The sequence below is a fragment of the Herbidospora solisilvae genome, assembly GCF_009901565.1.
In the GTDB taxonomy this organism is placed as follows: domain Bacteria; phylum Actinomycetota; class Actinomycetes; order Streptosporangiales; family Streptosporangiaceae; genus Herbidospora; species Herbidospora solisilvae.
On record NZ_WXEW01000002.1, the window covers coordinates 580,352 to 601,461 of the forward strand.

15 protein-coding genes are annotated in these 21,110 nt (G+C 72.3%); 8 read left to right on the forward strand and 7 right to left on the reverse strand.

The window, feature by feature from the left end:
* Positions 1-11 precede the first annotated feature (11 nt).
* Both GT755_RS08395 and GT755_RS08400 read left to right on the forward strand, forming a co-directional pair.
* A complete protein-coding gene (locus GT755_RS08395; RefSeq protein WP_161479118.1) occupies positions 12-1,523 on the forward strand; it encodes a metallophosphoesterase family protein in 1,512 nt (503 codons plus the stop codon).
* A gap of 123 nt (positions 1,524-1,646) precedes the next feature.
* Positions 1,647-3,242: a bifunctional 3'-5' exonuclease/DNA polymerase gene (locus tag GT755_RS08400; protein WP_161479119.1), complete on the forward strand. Its 1,596-nt coding sequence runs from the start codon at positions 1,647-1,649 to the stop codon at positions 3,240-3,242.
* On the opposite strand, the gene GT755_RS08405 is transcribed toward GT755_RS08400, so the two are convergent.
* From GT755_RS08405 to GT755_RS08420, 4 genes are all read right to left on the reverse strand, one after another.
* The gene (locus GT755_RS08405; protein WP_161479120.1) at positions 3,224-4,465 is read right to left on the reverse strand and encodes an MFS transporter; all 1,242 of its coding nucleotides are present in this window, start codon (positions 4,463-4,465) and stop codon (positions 3,224-3,226) included. The genes GT755_RS08400 and GT755_RS08405 overlap by 19 nt on opposite strands.
* Before the next feature lie 42 nt (positions 4,466-4,507).
* Entirely contained in the window at positions 4,508-6,496 is a 1,989-nt protein-coding gene (locus tag GT755_RS38470) for a serine/threonine-protein kinase (RefSeq protein ID WP_235966201.1), read from the reverse strand.
* Between the two features lie 101 nt (positions 6,497-6,597).
* Positions 6,598-9,414 carry a bifunctional FdrA/YlbE family protein gene (locus tag GT755_RS39305; RefSeq protein ID WP_328794247.1) on the reverse strand — a complete coding sequence of 939 codons (2,817 nt, stop codon included), beginning with the start codon at positions 9,412-9,414 and terminating at the stop codon, positions 6,598-6,600.
* Positions 9,411-10,313, reverse strand: coding sequence for a DUF2877 domain-containing protein (locus GT755_RS08420; protein WP_161479121.1), 903 nt, complete (start codon positions 10,311-10,313; stop codon positions 9,411-9,413). Before GT755_RS08420 ends, GT755_RS39305 begins: the two co-directional genes overlap by 4 nt.
* A 165-nt stretch (positions 10,314-10,478) precedes the next feature.
* On the opposite strand from GT755_RS08420, the gene GT755_RS08425 reads away from it, so the two are divergent.
* The 5 genes from GT755_RS08425 to cutA all read left to right on the forward strand — a co-directional run bounded on the left by GT755_RS08425 (position 10,479) and on the right by cutA (position 17,377).
* Positions 10,479-12,089: a PucR family transcriptional regulator gene (locus tag GT755_RS08425; RefSeq protein ID WP_161479122.1), complete on the forward strand. Its 1,611-nt coding sequence runs from the start codon at positions 10,479-10,481 to the stop codon at positions 12,087-12,089.
* Between the two features lie 266 nt (positions 12,090-12,355).
* On the forward strand, positions 12,356-13,675 hold the full coding sequence (locus GT755_RS08430; protein WP_161479123.1) for a uracil-xanthine permease family protein: 1,320 nt from the start codon (positions 12,356-12,358) through the stop codon (positions 13,673-13,675).
* A complete protein-coding gene (locus tag GT755_RS41015) occupies positions 13,676-14,488 on the forward strand; it encodes an FAD binding domain-containing protein (protein WP_161479124.1) in 813 nt (270 codons plus the stop codon). It begins immediately after the preceding gene.
* Positions 14,481-14,957, forward strand: a complete 477-nt coding sequence (locus tag GT755_RS08440) for a (2Fe-2S)-binding protein (RefSeq protein ID WP_161479125.1) — start codon at positions 14,481-14,483, stop codon at positions 14,955-14,957. Before GT755_RS41015 ends, GT755_RS08440 begins: the two co-directional genes overlap by 8 nt.
* Positions 14,954-17,377, forward strand: a complete 2,424-nt coding sequence (gene cutA / locus GT755_RS08445) for an aerobic carbon-monoxide dehydrogenase large subunit (protein WP_161479126.1) — start codon at positions 14,954-14,956, stop codon at positions 17,375-17,377. Before GT755_RS08440 ends, cutA begins: the two co-directional genes overlap by 4 nt.
* On the opposite strand, the gene cydB is transcribed toward cutA, so the two are convergent.
* Positions 17,314-18,222: a cytochrome d ubiquinol oxidase subunit II gene (cydB, locus tag GT755_RS08450; protein ID WP_161479127.1), complete on the reverse strand. Its 909-nt coding sequence runs from the start codon at positions 18,220-18,222 to the stop codon at positions 17,314-17,316. The genes cutA and cydB overlap by 64 nt on opposite strands.
* An 11-nt stretch (positions 18,223-18,233) precedes the next feature.
* Positions 18,234-19,664, reverse strand: a complete 1,431-nt coding sequence (locus GT755_RS08455; RefSeq protein WP_161479128.1) for a cytochrome ubiquinol oxidase subunit I — start codon at positions 19,662-19,664, stop codon at positions 18,234-18,236.
* A gap of 346 nt (positions 19,665-20,010) precedes the next feature.
* Between GT755_RS08455 and GT755_RS08460 the strand changes: the two genes are divergently transcribed.
* Positions 20,011-20,256, forward strand: coding sequence for a hypothetical protein (locus GT755_RS08460; RefSeq protein ID WP_161479129.1), 246 nt, complete (start codon positions 20,011-20,013; stop codon positions 20,254-20,256).
* Here the strand turns inward: GT755_RS08460 and GT755_RS08465 are convergent, their stop codons facing one another.
* Positions 20,257-21,102 (reverse strand): polysaccharide deacetylase family protein, encoded by an 846-nt coding sequence (locus GT755_RS08465; RefSeq protein ID WP_161479130.1) that lies wholly within the window; start codon positions 21,100-21,102, stop codon positions 20,257-20,259. It lies immediately after the preceding gene.
* Positions 21,103-21,110 lie beyond the last annotated feature (8 nt).

Consider the following 21,110-nt stretch of genomic DNA (forward strand, 5'->3'; position numbering starts at 1 on the left):
AGATTGACCGTATGGCGGACATCGGCGTCGAGGCTGCGGCCGCGCGCGGGAAGCTGGTCTCCTCCCGGGTCTCCGAACACGGCGCCGGGTGGCACTGCCAGGAGATCGGGACCTTCCAGGCGCTGCGCCCCAACAAGACCACCTTCACGTGGTTACATCCGAAGACCCTGTGGCGGTCGCGCAACGAGATCCTCGCCGGGTTGTTCGGCGACCCGTCCGCGGAGGTCCGCCGCCGCTGGGTGGCCTCCATGCGGGAGAACGGCGCAGACCCCGACTTCCGGATGACCCGCCCGACCGGCCCCGAGTACTCGTTCCTCGTCATTGGCGACACCGGCGAGGGCGACGCCTCCCAGTACGCCGTGATCCCCGGCCTGCTGAAAGTGGGCGGGAAGACCGACTTCGCGATCATCGCCAGCGACGTGATCTACCCCACGGGCGCCGCGAGCGACTACTGCGACAAGTTCTTCCGCCCGTTCAAGGACTACGACGCCCCCATCTACGCCATCCCCGGCAACCACGACTGGTACGACGGCCTCGGCGGCTTCATGCGGGTGTTCTGCGGCGCCAAGCCGCTCAAGGTCGAGAAGGAGGGCTTCCGGCTCTCCCCGGCCGGGCTGCGCGGCCTGCTCTGGAAGAAACCCGAGGCGATCGACGAGACCGCGCTCGCCGAGGCCTGGAAGCTGCGCGGCCGACCGGCGCAGCAGGCCCGGCAGCCGGCCCCCTACTGGGTGCTCGACCTGGGCGAACTCGTCGTGGTCGGCATCGACACCGGCATCACCGGCTCGCTCGACCGCGAGCAGGGCGAGTGGCTGCGCCACGTCTCGACGGCCGACACCCGGCCCAAGGTGCTCATCACCGGCAAGCCGATCTACGTGCGCAACGACTACAAACCCTGCCCGATCGAGGGCGGCGGCACGGTCGACGAGATCGTGCGCGACCCCGCCTGCAACTACGTCGCGGCGATCGGCGGCGACGTGCACAACTACCAGCGTTTCCCGGTCAACGTCGACGGGCGGGTGATCCAGTACCTCGTGTCGGGCGGCGGCGGCGCGTTCATGCACGCCACCCACACCATCCCGCGCGTCGACAAGGTCCACGAGGACGACTTCCGCTGCTACCCGCTGCGCGGCGACTCGCTCTCGTTCTACAGCCTGCTCTACTCGCGCAAGCTGCGGATGAAGTGGCTCTACCTGACGCCGGAGCAGGCCGTGGCGCTGATGTCGCGGCGGATCGGCAACGAGCCGGTCCGCGACACCCCGCCCGTGCGGATCACCGCCCGGATGAAGTGGGCGGCCCGCTTCCTCGGCGGCTGGCCGATGCCGTTCCACCTGCCGGTGGGCCGCTTCTTCCACCGCTGGATCTCCGAGCTGACCGACTGGGACACCCCGCCGTTCTTCAAGAGCTTCCTGCACGTCTCGGTCTCCTCGGGCGAACTGCGCATCCGCTGCTTCGCCGCGACCGGGTGCCTGGCCCAGGAGCTCGAACCGCCGGTCGAGGACGAGGTGGTCATCCCGCTGGCCTGAGCGTGGTGACGGCGCGGGTCCGCACGGCCGCCGAGGTCCCGCTCATGCCGGTTTTCTGTACGGCTCCCGCCCGCCCTCCGGCGCCACGACGGAACTGTCGGTGCGGCCTGGCAGGCTGGAACCGTGCAGGTTGCGGTTTCCGGGGCGAAGGACGGCAGCGGTGAGCTGCGGCCCGGCGGCCCGGTGGCCGACCTCGCCGCGGCGGTGGGCCAGGCCGAGGCGCGTGCGGCGCCCCGCTGGGTGTGGGCCGACACACGGCGGATCTACCCCGGGTTGCTGGCCCGGGGCGTGCGGGTGGCGCGCTGCCACGACGTCGCGCTGACCGAGAACCTGCTGCTGGCCGCCGAGGGCCGCTACGGCGAGCCGCGGTCGGCCGAGGCGGCTCACGCCCGCCTCCACGGCCTGCCGGTGCCCGACGACCGCCACGAGACCTCCGAGGCCGCCCAGGGGTCGTTGTTCGACCCCGAGCCCGCGCCGGCCGAGCCGGGGGCCGCCCTCGTCGAGGAGGTGGCCGCCGCGCAGGCCGCCCGGATCGCGGCGCTGCCCGAGCCGGGCCGGTTCCGGCTGCTGGTCGCGGCCGAGTCGGCCGGCGGGCTGATCGCGGCCGAGATGGGCCACGACGGCATGCCGTGGCGCGAGTCGGTGCACCAGGCGCTGCTGACCGACCTGCTCGGGCCCCGCCCCGCCCACGGCATGCGGCCCGCCAAGCTGCAGGCGCTGGCCGACCAGGTGTCGGCGGCGTTCGGCAGGCCGCTCAACCCCGACTCGCCGCAGCAGATCGTCAAGGCGTTCAAGGCGGCCGGGGTGCCGGTGCCGTCGACCCGTTCCCACGTGCTGAAGGAGGTCGACCATCCGGGGGTGGCGCCGTTGCTGGCGTACAAGGAACTGGCCCGGCTGTTCAGCTTCCACGGCTGGGTGTGGGCCGACCAGTGGGTGCGCGACGACCGCTTCCGGGCCGAATACGTCGTGGGCGGCGTCGTCAGCGGCCGGTGGGCGACCAGCGGGGGCGGGGCGCTGCAGATCCCGAAGGTGATGCGGAAGGCGGTGGTGGCCGACGAGGGGTGGACGCTCGTCGTCGCCGACGCCGCCCAGCTCGAGCCGCGGGTGCTGGCCGCGATGGCCGGGGACCGGGGGCTGGCCCGCGCCGCCGGGGAGATCGACCTCTACGCCGCGCTGGCCCAGGCGTTCGGCGGCCAGCGCGACGCCGCCAAGATCGCCATGCTGTCGGCCATGTACGGCGGCACCAGCGGCGACGCCCCCAAACTGCTGGCCGTGATGCGCAACCGCTTCCCCCAGGCCTACGCGTTCGTCGAAGACGCCGCCCGCGCGGGGGAGGAGGGGCGGGTGGTGCGCTCGTGGCTGGGCCGCACCAGCCCGCCGCCGTCCGACCGCTGGCGGGCCGTCGTCTCCGGGCCCGACGGGGGCAGGGCGGCCCGCGACCGGGGGCGGTTCACCCGCAACTTCGTCGTCCAGGCCACCGCCGCCGAATGGGCGCTCACCCTGATGGCCGTGCTGCGCGGCCGTCTCAGGGAACCCGCGAGGCTGGTGTTCTTCCAGCACGACGAGGTCATGATCCACTGCCCGGAAGACCAGGCCGGAGAGGTGGCCGCCGCGGTCGCGGCGAGCGCGGAGGAGGCCACCCGCCTGCTGTTCGGCGCGACCCCGGTCAGGTTCCCCATGGAGGCGATACCGGTGACCTGCTACGCCGACGCCAAGTGAGACCGGCGCCGGATGACCACCCCGGTGAGCCCGCTCAGGGCCGCGGTGATCAGGCCGAGGACCGGGTAGGAGAGCGTGCCGACGATCGCGCCGGCCAGCAGGGCGCCGACCGCGCCGCAGACGTTCATCGTGAGGTCCGACAGGCCCTGGACGGCGGGCCGCCGCTCCAGGTCGACCGCCTCGGTCAGCATCGCCGACCCCGCCACGAGCGAGCACGACCAGCCCAGGCCCAGCAGGACCAGGCCCGCCGTGATCACCGGCACGTCGTGACCGCCGAACGCGGCCAGCAGACCGGCGGCGACCAGCACGCCCATGCCGGCCGTGGCGACGACGGCCCGGCCGAGGCGGTCGGCCGCCCAGCCGACCAGCGGGGAGAACATGAACATCCCGGCGATGTGCAGGCTCAGCACCATCCCGATGACCGCGATGCCGGCGTGCCCGTGGTCGAGGTGGACGGGTGTCATCGACATCACCGACACCATCGCGGTGTGCCCGGCCGCGATCGTGAGCAGCCCGGTCCGGGCCGCCGGGGTGGCCTTCACCGTCGCGACGGCCTCCCGCAGCGGCTGCCGCCTCCGGGCCGCCGCCACCTCACGGCCCTGCCGGGCGAGCAGCAGGGGGTCGGGGCGCAGGCCGCCGTTGACGATGAGCAGGGAGAGCGCGAACGCGACGGCCGACAGCGCGAACGGCCCGGCGGCGGGCGCGAGGCCCAGGTCGACGCCGAGCGCGTCGGCGGGATGGGCCAGGTTGGGGCCCGCGACGCTGCCGATCGTGGCCGCCCAGACGACGAGTGACAGGTGGCGGGCGGTCCGGCCGGGCGGGGCGAGGTCGGTGGCGGCGTACCGGGCGGAGAGGTTGCCGGCGCTGCCGGTGCCGACCATGACGAGCGCGAGCAGCAGCAGCGGCCACGACCCGAGCTGGATCGAGGCGGCGGCGGCCACGCAGCCGAGGAAGGCGACGCCGTGGGCGAGCGTCAGGCCCGCCCTGCGGCCGCCGCCGTCGGCGGCCCTGGCGGCGGGGAGCGCCATCAGGGCCGCGCCCGTGACGGTGGCCGTGCCGGCCAGGCCGCTGATCGCCTCGGAGCCGGAGAGTTCGTACACCATCAGGGAGCTCAGCGCGGAGCCGACCGCGATCCCCACACCCGAGACGATCTGGACGGCGGACAGGACACCGAGTGTCCGGCGTTGCACCTTCTGATGGGATGCGAGGGGGATCGCTGTCATGAGCGAAGTCTGGCATGGCTCATGACAGCGGTTGAAGCGGATTTATGCCGGGCTGAAGGAGTTCCACAAGGTCGCGCGGACGTTGGCGGCGCTCTCGGTCCAGTCGTAGTCGGGCGCCGTGAAGGTGATCGCGTAGGAGCGGCCGTCGACCGTGACGTAGCGGACCGCCGTGTGGACGGTCACGTTCGCGGCGTCGCGGTGGGTGTACTCCCACTCGGCGGCCGGCCAGCGGTAGTCGACCTGGGCCAGCGCGAGCTGGGTGTACTCCTCGAACGAGGCCTTGGCCTCGGTCGCCTTCAGCGCGTCGAGGCCGCCGGCGGGGATCTCCTCGATCAGGCCGCTCTGGCCGCTGTCCTTCGGGCCGGTCAGCACGACCGCGCCGTCCTGGGCGGTGACCTTCCAGGTGTCGGGGACCGCGACGGTGATGTTGCCGACGGTGTGGTTGCGGAAGCCCTCGGGCAGCTCGCCCTCGGGCGAGGCGGGTACGGCGGGCACGCCCGCGTCGGCCGTCGGGCCGGTCGCCACCGGCTGGTTCTGCGGGTCGGCGGGGGGGTTGTCACCCGGTACCATGATCAACAGCACCAGCACCACGACGGCGATCACGGCGATGGCCGCGACCACGGCGAGCAGGCTGCTGCGCCCGCCCCGGTCGTCGTCGGGGTCCTTGCGGCGGCGCGAGGCGCGCGGCCCGGCGGGCTTGCGCTCGACGGCCGGTGTGTCGGCGGGCCTCCCGGCGCGCGGCTCCCTGCCCAGGTCGCCGAACTCGGGCAGGTCCTTCTGCTCGGGCGCCGGCCAGCCGCCCGAGGTCTGCCCCGGCGCGGGGACCGGACGGCTCGGGCCGCCGGGCTTCGACGGCGTGATCGGCGCGAAGAACGACACGCCGCCGGTCGAGGTGATGTCGCCGGTGGGGCTGCTCAGCGGGTCGGGCTTGGGGGCGCCCATGCTGTAGCCGCCCGACGGGTGGTTGGGGTCGTAGGGCACCCGGACCGGGCCCGACGGGGTCTCGATGATGCGCGAGGGCATCGGCCCTGCGGGCGGGTCGAGCGGCGGCAGCATCTGGACCGGGGTCTGGTCGGCGGGGGTCGGCGCCGGCGAGGGCGCCTGGTTGTGGGGCGCCGTCTGGGCCGGGGTCTGCGGCGGGGCGGTCGGGCGCACGCCGAGGCCGTGCTGGCGCAGCACGTGTTCCAGCATGTCGGACACCTGCGCCGCGGGCAGCCGGTCGGCCGGGTTCTTGCGCAGCAGCCCCTCGATGACGGGCATCAGCGCGCCCGCGCGGCCGGGCCGGTTGGGCTCCTGGGTCAGCACCGCGCCCAGCACGGCGACCGCGTCGGGCCCCTCGTAGGGAGGCCGGCCCTCCACGGCCGCGTAGAGGGTGGCGCCGAACGACCACAGGTCGGCCGCGAACGTGATCGGGCGGCCCTGGAGCCGCTCCGGCGGGATGTAGGCCGGGGAGCCCATCAGCAGGCCCGGGTGGGTGATCGAGACGTCGCCCTCGATGGCGGCGATGCCGAAGTCGGTGAGCACCACGCGGTCGGCCGTCAGCAGCACGTTGCCCGGCTTCACGTCGCGGTGGAGGATGCCGGCGGCGTGCGCGTGGCGCAGCGCGTCGAGCACCCTTATCCCGATCTCGGCGGCCTGGACGACCGGCAGCGGCCCGCTCTGGCGCACCGCCTGCTCCAGCGACCAGGCCCGGACCAGCTCCATCACGATCCACGGGCGGCCGTCCTCCTCGACGACGTCGTGGACGGTCACGATGCCCGGGTGGCTCAGCCGCGCGGCCGAACGGGCCTCGCGCAGCATGCGGGTGTGGGCGGTCTGACGGCCCTGCTGGTCGAGGCCGTAGGGGAGGATCAGCTCCTTGACCGCGACGTCGCGGTCGAGCAGCACGTCGTGCGCGTGCCACACCATTCCCATGCCGCCCCGGCCGACCGGCGACAGCAGCCGGTAGCGGCGGCCGACGAGCCTGCCCTGCCCCTCGGGGGTCCCGCCCTGACCATCGGGGACCATACCGAGCAGGCGATCGGTCGTCATAGGCGGGGTCCCCAATTCTCCTCGTCCGGGCCGCGCGAGATACCCGCGCGATTTTCTGAGGTTGGCCACCGATATTAGGGTCAAACCAGGGTCAAAGGGAATTAAACCTGGGCCAAAGCGGCCAGCGCGGCGGTGAAAGCCTCCATCGGAGGACTCACCAGACCCGCTCCCACCTGCCCCGTTCCGGCCACGCGCCCGGCGATACCCGTATTGACTACCGGCAGCACCGAGGTCCGGGTGACCAGTGTGACATCGATTCCGGCGGGCGTGCCGCGGAACCCGAGACCCGGGATCTGGTAAACGGGGTGCTCGGCGAGCGTGATCTCGTACATGGCCGTGGTGGCGGCCACCGCGTCCGCGACGTCGCCGCCCACGAACCGGACGATGGCCGGCGCGGCGGCCATGGAGAAGCCGCCCAGGCCGACCGTCTCGGTGATGGTCGAGTCGCCGATGTCGGGGTTGGCGTCGGCGGGGCTGTAGGCGCCCAGATAGAGGCCGTCGGGCACGCCCGCCGGGCCGGTGAACCAGCGGTCGCCCAGGCCGGAGACCTGGATGCCGAAGTCGGTGCCGTTGCGGGCCATCGCGACGACCATCGAGGAGCCCTCGACGTTCCGCGCCGCGTCGGCCGAGACCTTGGCGGCCGCCATGCCGGCGTTGAGGAAGAAGTGGTCGTTGCCGTTGACGAACCGGAGGACCTCCGCCGCCTGGTTCGGGACGGCGTCCACGATGGCCGGGGCGAGCTCCCTGACCATGAGGGAGGTCGCGGCGCGGTTGCGGTTGTGCAGCTCGTCGCCCATCTGGAGGGCCTGCGCGACCAGGTTGCGCAGGTCGAGCGGCCCGACGACCTTCATGACCTCGGCCAGCGCCGGGCCGAGCACGTCGCCCATCCAGCGCAGCCGCTCGATCACCTCGGGCCCGTAGGCGCCGTAGCGGAGCACCTTGCCCAGGCCCTCGTTGAGCGAGCAGAAGGCGGTGCCGCCGTTCTCGGCGTCGTGCACCTCCAGCATCCACATGGACGGGGACACGACGCCCGCCATGGGCCCGACGGTCCGGTGGTGGTGACAGGAGTCCAGCTTGACCTCGCCGCTCGCGAGCTTGCGCTCGGCCTCCTCGGCGTCGGCCGCGAGCCCCTCGAACAACATCCCGCCGATGAGCGCGCCCCGCATGGGCCCCGAGGCCCGTTCCCACTCGATGGGCGGCCCGGCGTGGAAGAAGGTGCCCTTCGGGAGGTCCAGTACGTCTCCGGCCCGCTTCACCCCGACGAGATGCGGCCGCGCGCCCAGCAGCCGGGCGACGGCCTTCTCGTTGGCGGGCTTGCGACGGGGATCGGCCATGACGGCCGCCAGATCGGCGGCCACCCCTGTCACCGGAGGTCGCCAGTCGACGGGTGTGTGCGCGACGGCCTGCTGGTCGAGGGCCTCGGCCAGGATGGACGCGCCCACCGAGATGACGGAGGGCTCCGCCGAGAGCATGGCCAGAGGACGACCCACCCACCCGTCCGGAGAGGCTGACGCCTCTCCGGACGTCTCGGCTCCGCCGCCGGGGCCGGGTTCCGTGGGCCTCGCGCCGGCCAGGGTCGCGGCTTTGCGTGCGGCCTGGGCGTTCGAGGTGTAGACCTCCGCGCCCGACTCGAACAACCGGGCGGCCTGGGCCTGGAGGTTCTGGGGATCGCCCTCCGTGCCGACCAGCGCGACCACCACGGCCACGCCGCGCGACTTGGCGGCGGCGATGGCCGCGGACAACGAACCGGCGGGGTCGGGGTCGGAGCCGTGGCCGAGCACGACGTCGAGGAGGGCGACGCCCTCGGTGACCGCGTCGAGGGCCTCCAGGCGCAGGGCAGGGTCGATCATGGGGTGGGCGCGGCCCACCGTGTACTCGTCGTCGCCGAAGTCGGTGAACTCGCCGGTGCCGGCGATCAGGCGGGCCTCGGTGCAGAGGGTGCCGCCCGAGTAGAGGCCGCGCAGCGGGCCGCCGCCGGGCTCGGTGTTCCCGGGCCAGCTCGGCCAGACGGGGACCTCCGCCCCGACGGCCCGCAGGACCGACTCGGCGGCGGTCGTCAGGTCGGCCTGGCCCTCGCCGAGGAGGGCCGTGATCACGGGCTTCGGGCTCCGGGCGATCGCCTCGCCCAGGCGGGCCGCCACGTCGGGGTCCGGGGGCTTGGAGACGACGACGATCAGCTCGGTCGCCGGGTCGGCGTTCAGGGCGTCCAGGGCCTGAAGCGTGGACCGGCCGCCGACCTCGGCGCCCAGGTCGCGCCCGCCGACGCCGAGCACGTGGCTGACGCCCACCCCGGCCAGGTCGAGCAGGGCGGTGAGCTGCTGCGCGCCCGTCCCGGAGGCGGCGACCACGCCGACCTTCCCGGGGCGCACCACGTTGGCGAAGCCCAGGCCGGCGCCGCCGACGATCGCGGTGCCGCAGTCGGGGCCCATGACCAGGACGCCCCGCTCACGGGCGAGGTCCTTCAGGGCCACCTCCCGCGCCACCGGCACGTTGTCGCTGAAGATCATCACGGAGTGGCCGCCGTCGACCGCCTCCATCGCCTCGGTGAAGGCGTGCTCGCCCGGCACGCTGACCAGCACCACCGCCGACGGGTCGGCCAGGCGCGTCGCGGCGCGGATCGTGCGGGGGAGGGCCTCCTCCCGGCTGCGCGTCTCGGTCCGGGCCGACAACTGTCTCTCCAGGTCGGCCGCGGCGTCGTGGAGGTCGGCGTCCGTCGCCGCCCGGATCGCCACCAGCAGGTCGCCGGAGGTCGCGGCCGGGACGTCGAAGCCCGCGTCCACGGCGAGTTCGACGTTCAGGGCCGTCGCCATCGCCACGATCGCCAGCTCGACACCCGGGCGGCCGGTCAGCGCCTGGCTGACCCTCATCAGGCTGACCGAGTCGTGATAGATCCCGGGACGGATCTCCACCAGGTTCACTCAGCGTCCCTCTCACCAAGTCCGAGGACGGCCGACACTCCCGTCCTGATGCCCCACGCCAGGTCGGCGCCCGAGGTGTGACCCAGGCGGAGCAGGCGGTGCGCCGCCGGTTCCAGCGGCTGGCGGCCGGTGAGGCCGCGCAGCACCGCGAGGGTCTCCAGGCCCGCCTCGCCGCGCGCCGCGCAGTGCAGCAGCGTCGCGGAGATCGGTGTGGTCCGGGTGCGGGCGTCGAAGGTCACCGCGGCGGCGAGCCAGTCGGCCAGCCACACGGCCCGGCCGACCCCGGCCGCCGTGCCGACGGAGCGCAGGGTGACCAGGAGCCCGGCCAGCATGTCGTCGCCGCTGGGGGTGAGGCCCGGTCCCAGGCCCATGAGCTGCTCGGCCGCGGTGATCGCGTCGACGAGCGAGCCCCGGTGGCAACCGGCCGACAGCAGCGCGGACGCGCCGCCGCTCTCCAGGCCGGGCTGCCTCGGGGAGGAGACGCAGATGTCGTGGAGGACGGGGAGGGCGGTGGCGAGGGCCGTACCGGAGACGGCACCCAGCGGCGGAGCGGGGTCCCACCAGCGGCGGACCCGGACGGCCCGGCCTCCGGCCTCGACGACGCCGTCGCCGACCCAGGCGTCGTCACCAGGCGAGAAGCCGTCGAGCGGGCCGGTCAGCACAACGGCGTTGGGCAGGCGGGTGGCCTCGCCCGTGACGAGCGCGAGCACCCGCGGCTCGGTCTCGGTCCGCACCTCCAGGTAGACCGCCAGCGGGAAGGCGGCCAGCACCCGGGCGGGGCGGCGCGGGGCCTCCAGAAGCGGCCGGAGACTGGTGGCGGCGGCCCCGGACAGGTACGTGACCTCGGGCTGCGCCGTCTGCACCGGGCGGCGGCTTCGAGGGCGTGTACCTACAGCCACGAGTCCTCCCTCATCCGAACCCCCATTAGAAGGGACGCTAGAACGGGACCCCCGGGGTCCGTACGGGGAAATCTGCCAACAGTCGGCCAAATGCTTGGCTCTTCCTGACAGTCGCCCGGTCAGGCACAATTTGCGGAGAACGTTCAAATCCCCCCGGAGCGCACCATGACGACGGATCCCGCTGCACCCGCCATGCGGCTCGCCAGCACCGGAACGATCATCCACGGGGTGGCCGTCGGCGAGGTCCTGGGAGTCTCGACCCTCGCCGGGGCGCGGCTCATCGCCGGCAAATCCGGGCTCGACCGCATCGTCCAGCGCCTCAACGTCATGGAGGTGCCCGACATCCTGGCGTGGGTGAAACCCAACGAGCTGCTGCTCACGACCGGTTACCCGCTCAGGAACACTCCCCAGTCGCTGGGCCGCCTTGTGGCGGATCTTGACGAACGCGGGTTGTCGGCCCTCGCCATCAAGCTGGGCCGATACCTCGACGAACTGCCCGCCGAGATGATCGAGCAGGCCGATCGGCTGGGCTTCCCGCTCATCATCCTGCCGAACGACGTTGGGTTCGACGACATCCTCAACCAGGTGCTGACCGACATCCTCAACCGGCAGGCCGCCATCCTCGCCCGCGCCGAGGACGCCCACCGGGGGCTCGTCCAGATCGTGCTCGCGGGCGGCGGCATGCGCGAGGTGACCGCCGAGGTCGCCGGGCTGCTGGAGGTCGCGGTCGCCGCCATGGACGTCTCGGGCGCCACCCTGGCCGCCGCCGGAGGCGCGGAGCAGGTGGCGATGCTGCGAGACGCGTACATGATCAGCGGGCCGGGCCGCGACCAGCCCGAGCCGATGGTGCGCGCCGACGGTCACTACGCCGTCGTGCCGATCGTCGCCGGGGGCCACCACCACGGCCGGATCGTCGCCTTCAGCCAGGCCGGGACGCTGCGCGAGAGCGACATCCGCATCCTGGAGCGGGCCGCCACCGTCGCCGCCCTCGTCATCACCAAGCAGGAGGCCGTCAACGCGGTCGAGAGCAAGTACCGCGCCGACTTCCTGCGCGACGTGCTCACCGGCCGGGGCGGCGGGCGCATCGCCGAACGCGCCAAGGCCTTCGGCTGGGACCTGGAACGCCCCGTCAGCGTCATGGTCGCCGAACTCGACCCCGAGAGCGACGAGCGCACCGCCCAGGACCGGCTGCTGGCCGTCTGGCAGGCCGCCGTCCGCCGCCACGACCCCCGCGGCGCGGTCGCCGGGTTCTCCCACGAGGTCGTCGTCATCGTCGGCGCCGGGGCCGACACCGCCCGGCTCGCCGCCGCCGCGCAGTCGGCCTTCGCCGAGTGCACCTTCTCCACCGGCATGAGCCGCATCGCCTCCGGCGCCGAAGGGCTCGCCGACGCCTACGCCCAGGCCCTCAAGGCCGCCCGGGTGGGCCGCCAGCTGCACGGCAACGGCGCGGTCGCCCACTTCGACCAGCTCGGCGTCTACCGCCTGCTGTCCCTCGTCAACGACACCGCCGAACTGCACGCCTTCGTCCGCGAGACCCTCGGCGCGCTGGCCGGCGACGACGACGCCGAGAACGCCGACCTGCGGCGCACCCTCCACGTGCTGCTGGAGACCAACCTCAACGTGGCCGAGACCGCCCGCCGCCTGCACTTCCACTACAACACCCTGCGCTACCGCATCGGCAAGCTCGAACGCCTGCTGGGCAACTTCACCGAGGACGCCCACCTGCGCCTCAACCTGACCCTCGCTCTTCACGTGCTCAACATGCGGGGTATCTAGCGCCCGTCTATTGGGAAAGCTCGAACGCCTGCTGGGCAACTTCACCGAGGACGCCCACCTGCGCCTCAACCTCACGCTGGCGCTCCATGTCCTCAACATGCGCGGCATCTGAGGCCGGTTGTTTGGCACATGCTGCCCGTGTGCTAGAGAGATCACAGGCCTAATGTGCCCGCAACAGCCCTGGTAGAAGGGCTGATGAACGATTTGCCGCGCTGGGAAGCCTGCGGGGTGGCCACCAGGTGTCGGCCCATTGCGAAGGGGCTCACATGGCTTTCGGGTGGAAGGTACACGGAGAAAAGGGCACGCTCGCACCGGGCGAGGTGGTCAAACCCGACGAGCGGTTGTCGTGGCCGCGCATGATCGGGTTCGGCGCCCAGCACGTCATCGCGATGTTCGGCGCCACGTTCGTCTTCCCCGTGGTGATGGGGCTCGACCCCAACGTCGCGGTGATGATGAGCGGCGTCGCGACGATCATCTTCCTGCTCATCGTGAACGGGAAGATCCCCAGCTACCTCGGCACGTCGGCGTCGTTCGTCGGCGGCGCCGCGGCCATCGCCGCCGACGGCGGCGGCCCGGCCACGATCACGGGCGCCATCCTGGTGGCGGGCGTCGTGCTCGCGCTGTGCGGCGTGGTCATCCACTTCCTCGGCATCGGGATCATCAACCGCGTCTTCCCGCCGGTCGTGACCGGCGCGGTGGTCATGCTCATCGGCTTCGGCCTCGCCTACGTCGTCGCCGACATCTACTGGCCGCAGGACCAGTGGATCGCCCTCATCACGATGCTCGTCACCTTCGTGACCATCGCCCTGTTCCGCGGCTTCATCGGCCGGCTGGGCATCCTCATCGGCCTCGTCGCCGGCTTCGTCCTCTCGTGGCTGGCCGACCTGGTCTTCGGCCAGATCACCGCCCCCGACGGCGCCGGGCAGGTCACCTCCCACTTCCGGGTCAACTTCGGCGGCGTGGAACAGGCCGCCTGGTTCGGCCTGCCGAACTTCCACGCCCCCGACTTCAAGCTCTCGGCCATCATCGTGGTGCTCCCGGCGGTCATCGCTCTCATCGCCGAGAACATCGGTCACGTCAAGGCCGTCGGCGAGATGACCGGCACCGACGTCGACCCGGTCATGGGCAAGGCCATCATCGGCGACGGCGTCGCCACCGTGGTCACCTCGGCTGTCGGCGGCTCGCCCACCACCACCTACGCCGAGAACATCGGCGTCATGGCCGCCACGCGCGTCTACTCCACGCTGGCCTACTACATCGCCGCCGTCATCGCGATCCTCCTGGGCCTGGTGCCCAAGTTCGGCGCGCTCGTCTATGCCATCCCGGGTGGCGTGCTCGGTGGCGTGACCGTGATCCTTTACGGCATGATCGGCCTCCTCGGCGCCAAGATCTGGATCGAGAACCGGGTCGACTTCGCCGATCCGGTCAACATGGTCCCGATCGGCGCGGGCATCATCCTGGCCATCGGCCCGGTCAACATGCAGATCGTCGAGGGCTTCGACCTCGGCGGCATCGCCCTGGGCACCGTGGTCGTACTGGGCGGGTACCACCTGCTCCGAGCCCTTTCCAGGAGTAGAACGGTTTAAGTGAAGCCTCCTTCGTTCGTCTACCACGCTCCCGCCACGGTGGCTGAGGCCGTCGAGGCGCTCGCCGCGGCGGGAGCCGACGGGAAGGTGCTGGCCGGCGGCCAGAGCCTCATCCCGCTCATGAACATGCGGCTGGCCGCGCCCGGGCAGCTCGTCGACATCAACCACGTGGCCGGGCTCGGGGAGATCACCGCCGAGGCCGGGGGAGTGCGGGTGGGCGCGCTGGCGCGGCACGCCGAGGTCGAGGCCAGTGAGACCGCCTTCGCGGCGCAGCCGCTGGTGCGCCGGGCGCTGCGGCTGGTTGCCCATCCGGCGGTCCGCAACCGGGGGACCACGGTGGGCAGCATCGTGCACGCCGACCCCGCCGCCGAGATGCCGGCCGTGCTGGCGCTGCTCGGCGGGTCGGTCCGGGCGCGCGGGCCCGAGGGGGAACGTGACATCCCGGCCGCGGAGTTCTTCACCGGGCCGATGGAGTCGTCGCTGCGTACCGGGGAACTGGCGGTGTCGGCCTTCTTCCCGTCCACCGCAGGGGGGACGGCGATCGTCGAGGTGGCGCGGCGGCACGGCGACTACGCCATGGCGGGGGTCGCCGCGCTGGTCGGGCCCGATCACGCCCGGGTCGCCTGCCTGAGCGTCGGGGCGGTGCCCGTGGTCGTGGACGTCACCGAGGCGCAGGGTGACTGGGCGCGGGCGGCGCGACTCGTACAAGAACGGATCGAACCGGAGGCCGACATCCACGCCACCGCCGACTACCGGCGGCACCTGACCGGGGTGCTGGCCGAGCGCGCGCTGAAGGAGGCCGCCGATGCATGACGTCACGCTGGTCGTCAACGGGGTGCCGCGGCACGCGCGGGTGCCCGCGCGGCGGCTGCTCAGCGACTTCCTCCGGCACGACATCGGGCTGACCGGCACCCACGTCGGGTGTGAGCACGGGGTGTGCGGGGCCTGCACCGTGCTGCTCGACGGGCGGCCGGTGCGGGCCTGCCTGACCTTCGCGGTGTCGGTCGCCGGGCACGAGGTCACCACGGTCGAGGGGCTGGCCGACGGCGATCGGCTGTCGCCGGTGCAGCGGGCCTTCGCCGAGTGCCACGGGCTCCAGTGCGGGTTCTGCACGCCCGGGTTCCTGACGACGGTGACCGCGTTCCTGCGGGAGAACCCCGCGCCGGCCGACGACGAGGTGGTCGAGGCGGTGGCGGGGAACCTGTGCCGGTGCACCGGTTACCAGAACATCGTGAAGTCGGTGCACCGCGCCGCCGAGCTGATGGCCGAGGAGGGCCCGTGACCACCCGACTGTTCGGCGAGCCGGTCCGCCGCAGGGAGGACGCCCGGCTGGTCGCCGGGAACGGCCGCTACCTCGACGACCTGGGCGCGGACGCGCTGGCCGTGGCGTTCGTGCGGTCGCCGCACGCGCACGCCCGCATCACCGGCATCGACGTCGACGACGCGGTCGACGTCGAGGGCCTGGTCGCGATCTACACGTGGGAGGACCTGCCCGAAGGGGTGCGGGAGCCGCTGCCGCTGCTGATCCCCCATCCGGCGCTGACCCACGGGCGCACCGCCTACTGCCTGGCCAAGGACGTCGTGCGGCACGTCGGCGAGCCGATCGTCATGGTCGTCGCGGCCGATCGGTACATCGCCGAGGACGTCTGCGAGCGGATCCACGTCTCCTACGAGTTCCTCAAGCCCGTCGTCGGGCTGGAGAACGCCGTCGAGGGGCCCAACCTGGTCCACGACGACGTGCCGGGCAACGTCGGCGCGCACATGGTGCAGGAGGTCGCCCACCGCGACGGCCGCGCCGCCCGTGACGTCATCGCCGCCGCGCCCCACACGCTGGAGTTCCGGCTCGACATCGAGCGGTCGGCGTGCATGCCGATGGAGGGCAAGGGGGTGTACGCCCGCTGGGACGCCGACGACCGTTCGCTGCGGGTCTACAGCTCCACCCAGACGTCCACGAGCGTGCGGATGGCCATCGCGGCCAAGCTCGGGCTGCCGCTGCCGAAGGTCGAGGTGATCGCGCCCGACGTCGGCGGCGGGTTCGGCGTGAAGATCGTGCACCCGTGGCCGGAGGAGATCCTCGTGCCGTGGGCGGCCCGGCTGCTGAACCGCGAGGTCAAGTGGACCGAGGACCGGCGGGAGCACTTCGTCTCCTCGGCGCACGAGCGCGCGCAGGTGCAGCACGTGAAGGTCGGGTTCGACGACGAGGGGCGCGTGCTCGGGCTCGACGTCGAGATCCTGCACGACCACGGCGCGTACACGCCCTACGGCATCATCGTGCCGATCATCACCTCGACGCAGCTGCTGGGGCCGTACAAGATCGGCTCCTACCGGGTCGAGTTCTTCTCCGTCTACACCAACACCGTGCAGGTCACCCCCTACCGGGGGGCCGGGCGTCCGCAGGGCGTGTTCTGCATGGAGCGCACGATGGACAAGATCGCCCAGTACCTCGGCAAGGACCGCACCGACGTGCGGGCGGCGAACTTCATCCAGCCCGACGAGTTCCCCTACGACCAGCAGATGATCTTCCAGGACGGCCGCCCGCTGATCTACGACAGCGGCGACTATCCCGCGTCGCTGCGGAAGCTGAAGGACCTGATCGGCTGGGACGACTTCCCCGCGATGCAGGCCGAGGCCGCCGCCGAGGGCAGGCGGATCGGCATCGGGGTCGGCTGTTACGTCGAGGGCACCGGCGTCGGCCCCTACGAGGGCGGCCACGTCCAGGTGACCTCCGACGGGCGGGTGCACGTCTCCACCGGCCTCACCTCACAGGGGCAGGGGCACGAGACGGTGTTCGCACAGATCGCCGCGACCGAGCTCGGCGTGCCGATCGAGAAGGTGTCGGTGGTCACGGGGGACACCCGGCGGTTCGGCTACGCCGTCGGCACGTTCGCCTCGCGGGCCGCCGTGATGAGCGGCAACGCCATCGCCCTGGCGTGCCGGAAGGTCAAGGAGAAGGCGCTGCGGATCGCCGCCGACGCGCTGGAGGCCGACCCGGCCGACCTGGAGATCACCGACGGCATGGTGCACGTCGTGGGCGCGCCGAGCGCCTCGATCCCGCTCGCCACCGTCGCGGTGCTCTCCAACCCGCTGCGGTACGCCTTCGACGAGGAGGCCAAGCGCGCCACCCAGTTCGCCACCAGCGGCAGCATGGACCGGCCCCCGGTCGCCGAGGGCCAGGAGCCGGGCCTGGAGGGCAAGGACTACTACTCGCCGGTGCGCTCGACGTTCGCGTCGGGCATGCACGCCGCCATCGTCGAGACCGACCCCGACACGGCCGAGATCAGGATCCTCCGGTACGCCGTCGTCCACGACTGCGGCAAGATGATCAACCCGATGCTGGTCGAGGGGCAGATCCACGGCGGCGTCGCCCAGGGCGTCGGCGGGGCGCTCTACGAGAAGATGGCCTACGACGAGTACGGCCAGCTCCTCAACGCCTCTTTCATGGACTTCCTGATGCCCTACGTCACCGAGATCCCCCGCATCGAGACCGACCATCTGGAGACCCCGTCCCCGCTCAACCCCCTGGGCATCAAGGGGGCCGGCGAGGCCGGGGTCATCCCGGTCTCCGCCGTCATCGCCGGCGCGGTGGAGGACGCCGAGAAGATCGTCATCGACCGGATGCCGATCTCCCCGTCCGACCTCTACGCGCTGCGCGACTCCAGCAGGACCTCCGGCGCGGTCAGCCTCCTGCGGAACACCCAGTAGGTCCACGCCTGGTAGGCGATGACCCCCGGGAGCGCGATGAGGCCGATCCACGTCAGGACCGTGAGGGTGTAGGGGGCCGAGGCGGCCGACTCGACCGTGAGACCCGGCAGGGGCTCGGGGTGCAGCGTGAGGAACGTCGCGGCGGTGGTCAGGGCGATCGTGACCGCCGTGCACGCGAACGCCAGGCCCTCCCGCCCGGCCCAGACGAGCGCCACCCCGGCCGCGTACGCCGCCATCGCGGCGTACGCCGGCCAGGCGTCCAAGCGCCACAGGGCGAAGGCGACCACCGGCACGAGCACCACGCCCGCGACCCAGGCGGTCTCCCGGGCGCGGGCCCGGACCGGGCCCCTGGTCTTCAACGCGACGAACACGGCGCCGTGCACCAGCGCGAGTCCGAGCGACAGCAGCCCGCCCATGACGGTGGCGAACGCCGAGCCGAACAGCACGTTGCCGAAGATCGCCCCCCACAGGAAGGCGGGCAGCACGCTGCCGGTGACGATCGCGGCGTCGACCAGCGGGGTCTCCTTGGCGCGCACCTTGCCGCGCCATTCGAGCCCGACGCCGCGCACGATCAGCCCCAGGACGACCATGACGGCCGCCAGGTAGAACTGGCTGAGGAACCCGGCATACCAGGCGGGGAAGGCGGCGAACATGGCGCCGATCGCGGTGATCAGCCACACCTCGTTGCCGTCCCAGACCGGGCCGATGGTGCGCAGCACCTGGCGGCGCTCGGCCTCGCCGCGGGCCAGGACCGGCATCAGCGCGCCGACCCCGAAGTCGAAGCCCTCCAGGACGAAGTAGCCGGTCCAGAGAAAGGCGATCACGATGAACCAGAACGTGGTCATGTCAGGGCACCTCAGTACATCAGGGTCGGGACGCGGCGTTCGGTGTCGTCGGTCACGACGGCCGGCATCGGCTCGTCGGGGCCCGCCTTGACGTGCCGGATCAGCAGCACCGCCTCGGCGACCGCGAGGACGCCGTACACGAGGGTGAACAGGCCCAGCGAGATCGCGACCTCGGTCAGGCTCACCCCGGGCGACACGCTCGCCGCGGTGAGCAGCTCACCCTGGACGGTCCAGGGCTGGCGGCCGATCTCGCTCAGCAGCCACCCGGAGATGATCGCGGCGATCGGCAGCGGCAGCGCCAGCACGCACAGCCGCGCGAACCAGGTCGGCACGGGCCGGGCCCGCCGCCCCCGGCCCCGGGTCAGGAACAGCCCCAGGAAGGCCAGCCCGACCGTGGCCATGCCGAACACGATCATCACCCGGAAGGACAGGTAGACGATCGGCAGGTTCGGCACGTAGTCGCCGGGGCCGAACTGGGCCACCAGGCGCTGCTGGATGTCGTCGATGCCCTGGATGGTGGCGTTGGGATCATGCGCGGCCAGCAGGCTCAGCATGTTGGGGACCTCGATGCCCGGCACCGGCGAGAACGGCGCCCCGGCGGTGTCCTGCCGCAGCCCTTCGGCGGCGGCCAGTTTCATCGGCTGCTGCGTGTGCAGCAGTTGTCCCGACATGTCCCCGGTCAGCGCGACGATCGCCCCCGCGACGGCCGTCATCACCAGCGCGCCGCGCAGCGCCGCCCGCCACATGTCCACCTCGCGGCGCATCGGCGTGGTGACGTCGCCGAAGTCCTTCCGGCGGGGGATCAGTCCCGTGGCGTTGCGGTCCCGCAGGATCCGGTATCCGGCCACCGCGAGCACGAACCCGCCCGCCACCACGAACGACCCGGCCACCACGTGGGGGACCTGCGCGAGCGCGGTCGAGTTGGTCAGCACCGCCCACAGGTCGGTCATCCGGGCCTTGCCGTCGACCACCTCGTAGCCGACCGGGTGCTTCATCCACGCGTTCGCGGCCAGGATGAAGTAGGCCGACAGGTTCGAACCGATGACGGCCGCCCAGATGGTGGCCAGGTGGAGCTTCTTGGGCAGCTTGTCCCAACCGAAGATCCACAGTCCCAGGAACGTCGACTCCAGGAAGAACGCCAGCAGCGCCTCCATGGCCAGCGGCGCTCCGAAGACGTCGCCGACGAAGATGGAGTACTCGCTCCAGTTCATGCCGAACTGGAACTCCTGCACGATGCCGGTGACCACACCCATCGCGAAGTTGATCAGGAACAGCTTGCCGAAGAACTTCGTCAGCGTCAGGTAGTGCTCTTTGCCCGTGCGGTACCAGGCGGTCTGCAGGCCGGCGACGAACACGCCCAGCCCGATGGTCAGCGGTACGAAAAGAAAGTGGTAGACGGTGGTCACCCCGAACTGCCACCGTGCCAGGTCCAAAGCGTCCATGGTCGGTCCCCCTCCGGATGCTCTACGGGGCGTAGTGCTACCTCAAGTAGTACTACGGCTTGTAGAGCAAAGTCTCCGGTGTCTGCTGCGATCTTCGTCACATGCGTGGCATGACCGGGATCCGGAGCTCTCCCAACCCCCGGATCCCGGTGCGCACAACCCCCGTTGCGATATCCACGATGTCGCCCCGGGTGTCCCGGCCGACAGGGACGAGCGCCCTGTCCGCACGGGATTTCCTATGCCACCGAATGTCCCGCACCCGGGTCCGCGGGGGCGTCCGCCGGGAGGCTGATTGGGGGGTACACCGCGCGGATGAGATGTCCCAGGCATCGCGGCGGCGGCGGTCATGGGCGACTCGGCGGCCCGCATCCTCGACGCCGCGCCGGCGCGAGACCAGGACACCGGACCGGCGGCCGACCTCACGGAGACGCCGGCCTACCGCACCGAACTCGCGGTCCGGACCGGCGAGCCGGACCGCGCCCGCGCCTCCCGACCTCCGCGGACCTGGACTAGTGGGGCCCGACCGGCGCCGTCATCGAACACCGCCGACAGCCGCGCCGCCCGGACCGACCGCCTCGAAGCAGGCGCCTAGTCATGACGTGGTGGGGAGGAGCTGGTCCAGGTAGGCGCCCAGGTCGCCGAACGAGAAGCCGCGCCTTTCCACCTTCCGGACCAGCCGGGCGAAGTCCTTCGCCAGGGGCGGCCGGAAGTGCAGGAGCAGGATGTCGCCCGGATGGAGCTGTTTGTCGGTGGCCTGGTACGCGATCCGCGCGTTCGTCTGGACCGAGGCCGTCCACAGGACCATCGCCCGCATGCCGCACTTCTCGGCGGCGGTCAGGGTGGTGCTGTTCCACGAGCCGAACGGCGGCCGGAACAGTTCCGGCGCCCGGCCGATGTGCCTGCCGATGACCTTCGCCGCGCCGCAGATTTCCGCCTTCTGCGCCTCCAGGCCGAGGGTGCGCAGGTCGGGGTGGGTGAGGGTGTGGTTCTCGATCGGCACGCCCAGGTCCTTGAAGTAGGGCCAGCCGCCCGCCCCGACGTACGTCCAGCCCTCCCCGGCCTCCTGGCCCCCCTTGGCCTCGACGGCGTCCCGGGTCGGGAAGACGGTGATCGGGATCCCGCGCTCCCTGATGATCCGGGCGAACCCCGGATCCTGCTCCCACCCGTCGTCGATGGTGAGGAAGACGACTTTGCGCTCGGTCGGGACGCTGCTGATGACGGGGAACCCGTCCTGCTTCATCCGGCGTACCTCACCGGGGCGCGGCAACCCGCTGGGCGTGGGCGACGGGGACGGCGACGCGGCCGCTTCCAGCGGCGGGGCGGCCGGCCGCGAGGGAGCCGACTGCGAGGGAGCCGCCTCCGGGGGAGGACCCGCCACGGGCGCCGAACAGGCGCTCAGCACGAGGGCCGACAGGATGATCGCGAAGCCCCGGCGCATGACCCGCC

Bases quoted from the DNA above. Each gene is read 5' to 3' on its own strand.
- GT755_RS08460 (WP_161479129.1), top strand. From the start codon at position 20,011: ATGGGCGACTCGGCGGCCCGCATCCTCGACGCCGCGCCGGCGCGAGAC.
- GT755_RS08430 (WP_161479123.1), top strand. From the start codon at position 12,356: ATGGCTTTCGGGTGGAAGGTACACGGAGAAAAGGGCACGCTCGCACCG.
- GT755_RS08395 (WP_161479118.1), top strand. From the start codon at position 12: ATGGCGGACATCGGCGTCGAGGCTGCGGCCGCGCGCGGGAAGCTGGTC.
- GT755_RS08405 (WP_161479120.1), bottom strand. From the start codon at position 4,465: ATGACAGCGATCCCCCTCGCATCCCATCAGAAGGTGCAACGCCGGACA.
- GT755_RS08465 (WP_161479130.1), bottom strand. From the start codon at position 21,102: ATGCGCCGGGGCTTCGCGATCATCCTGTCGGCCCTCGTGCTGAGCGCC.
- cydB (WP_161479127.1), bottom strand. From the start codon at position 18,222: ATGACCACGTTCTGGTTCATCGTGATCGCCTTTCTCTGGACCGGCTAC.
- GT755_RS08440 (WP_161479125.1), top strand. From the start codon at position 14,481: ATGCATGACGTCACGCTGGTCGTCAACGGGGTGCCGCGGCACGCGCGG.
- GT755_RS08455 (WP_161479128.1), bottom strand. From the start codon at position 19,664: ATGGACGCTTTGGACCTGGCACGGTGGCAGTTCGGGGTGACCACCGTC.
- GT755_RS08425 (WP_161479122.1), top strand. From the start codon at position 10,479: ATGACGACGGATCCCGCTGCACCCGCCATGCGGCTCGCCAGCACCGGA.
- GT755_RS38470 (WP_235966201.1), bottom strand. From the start codon at position 6,496: ATGACGACCGATCGCCTGCTCGGTATGGTCCCCGATGGTCAGGGCGGG.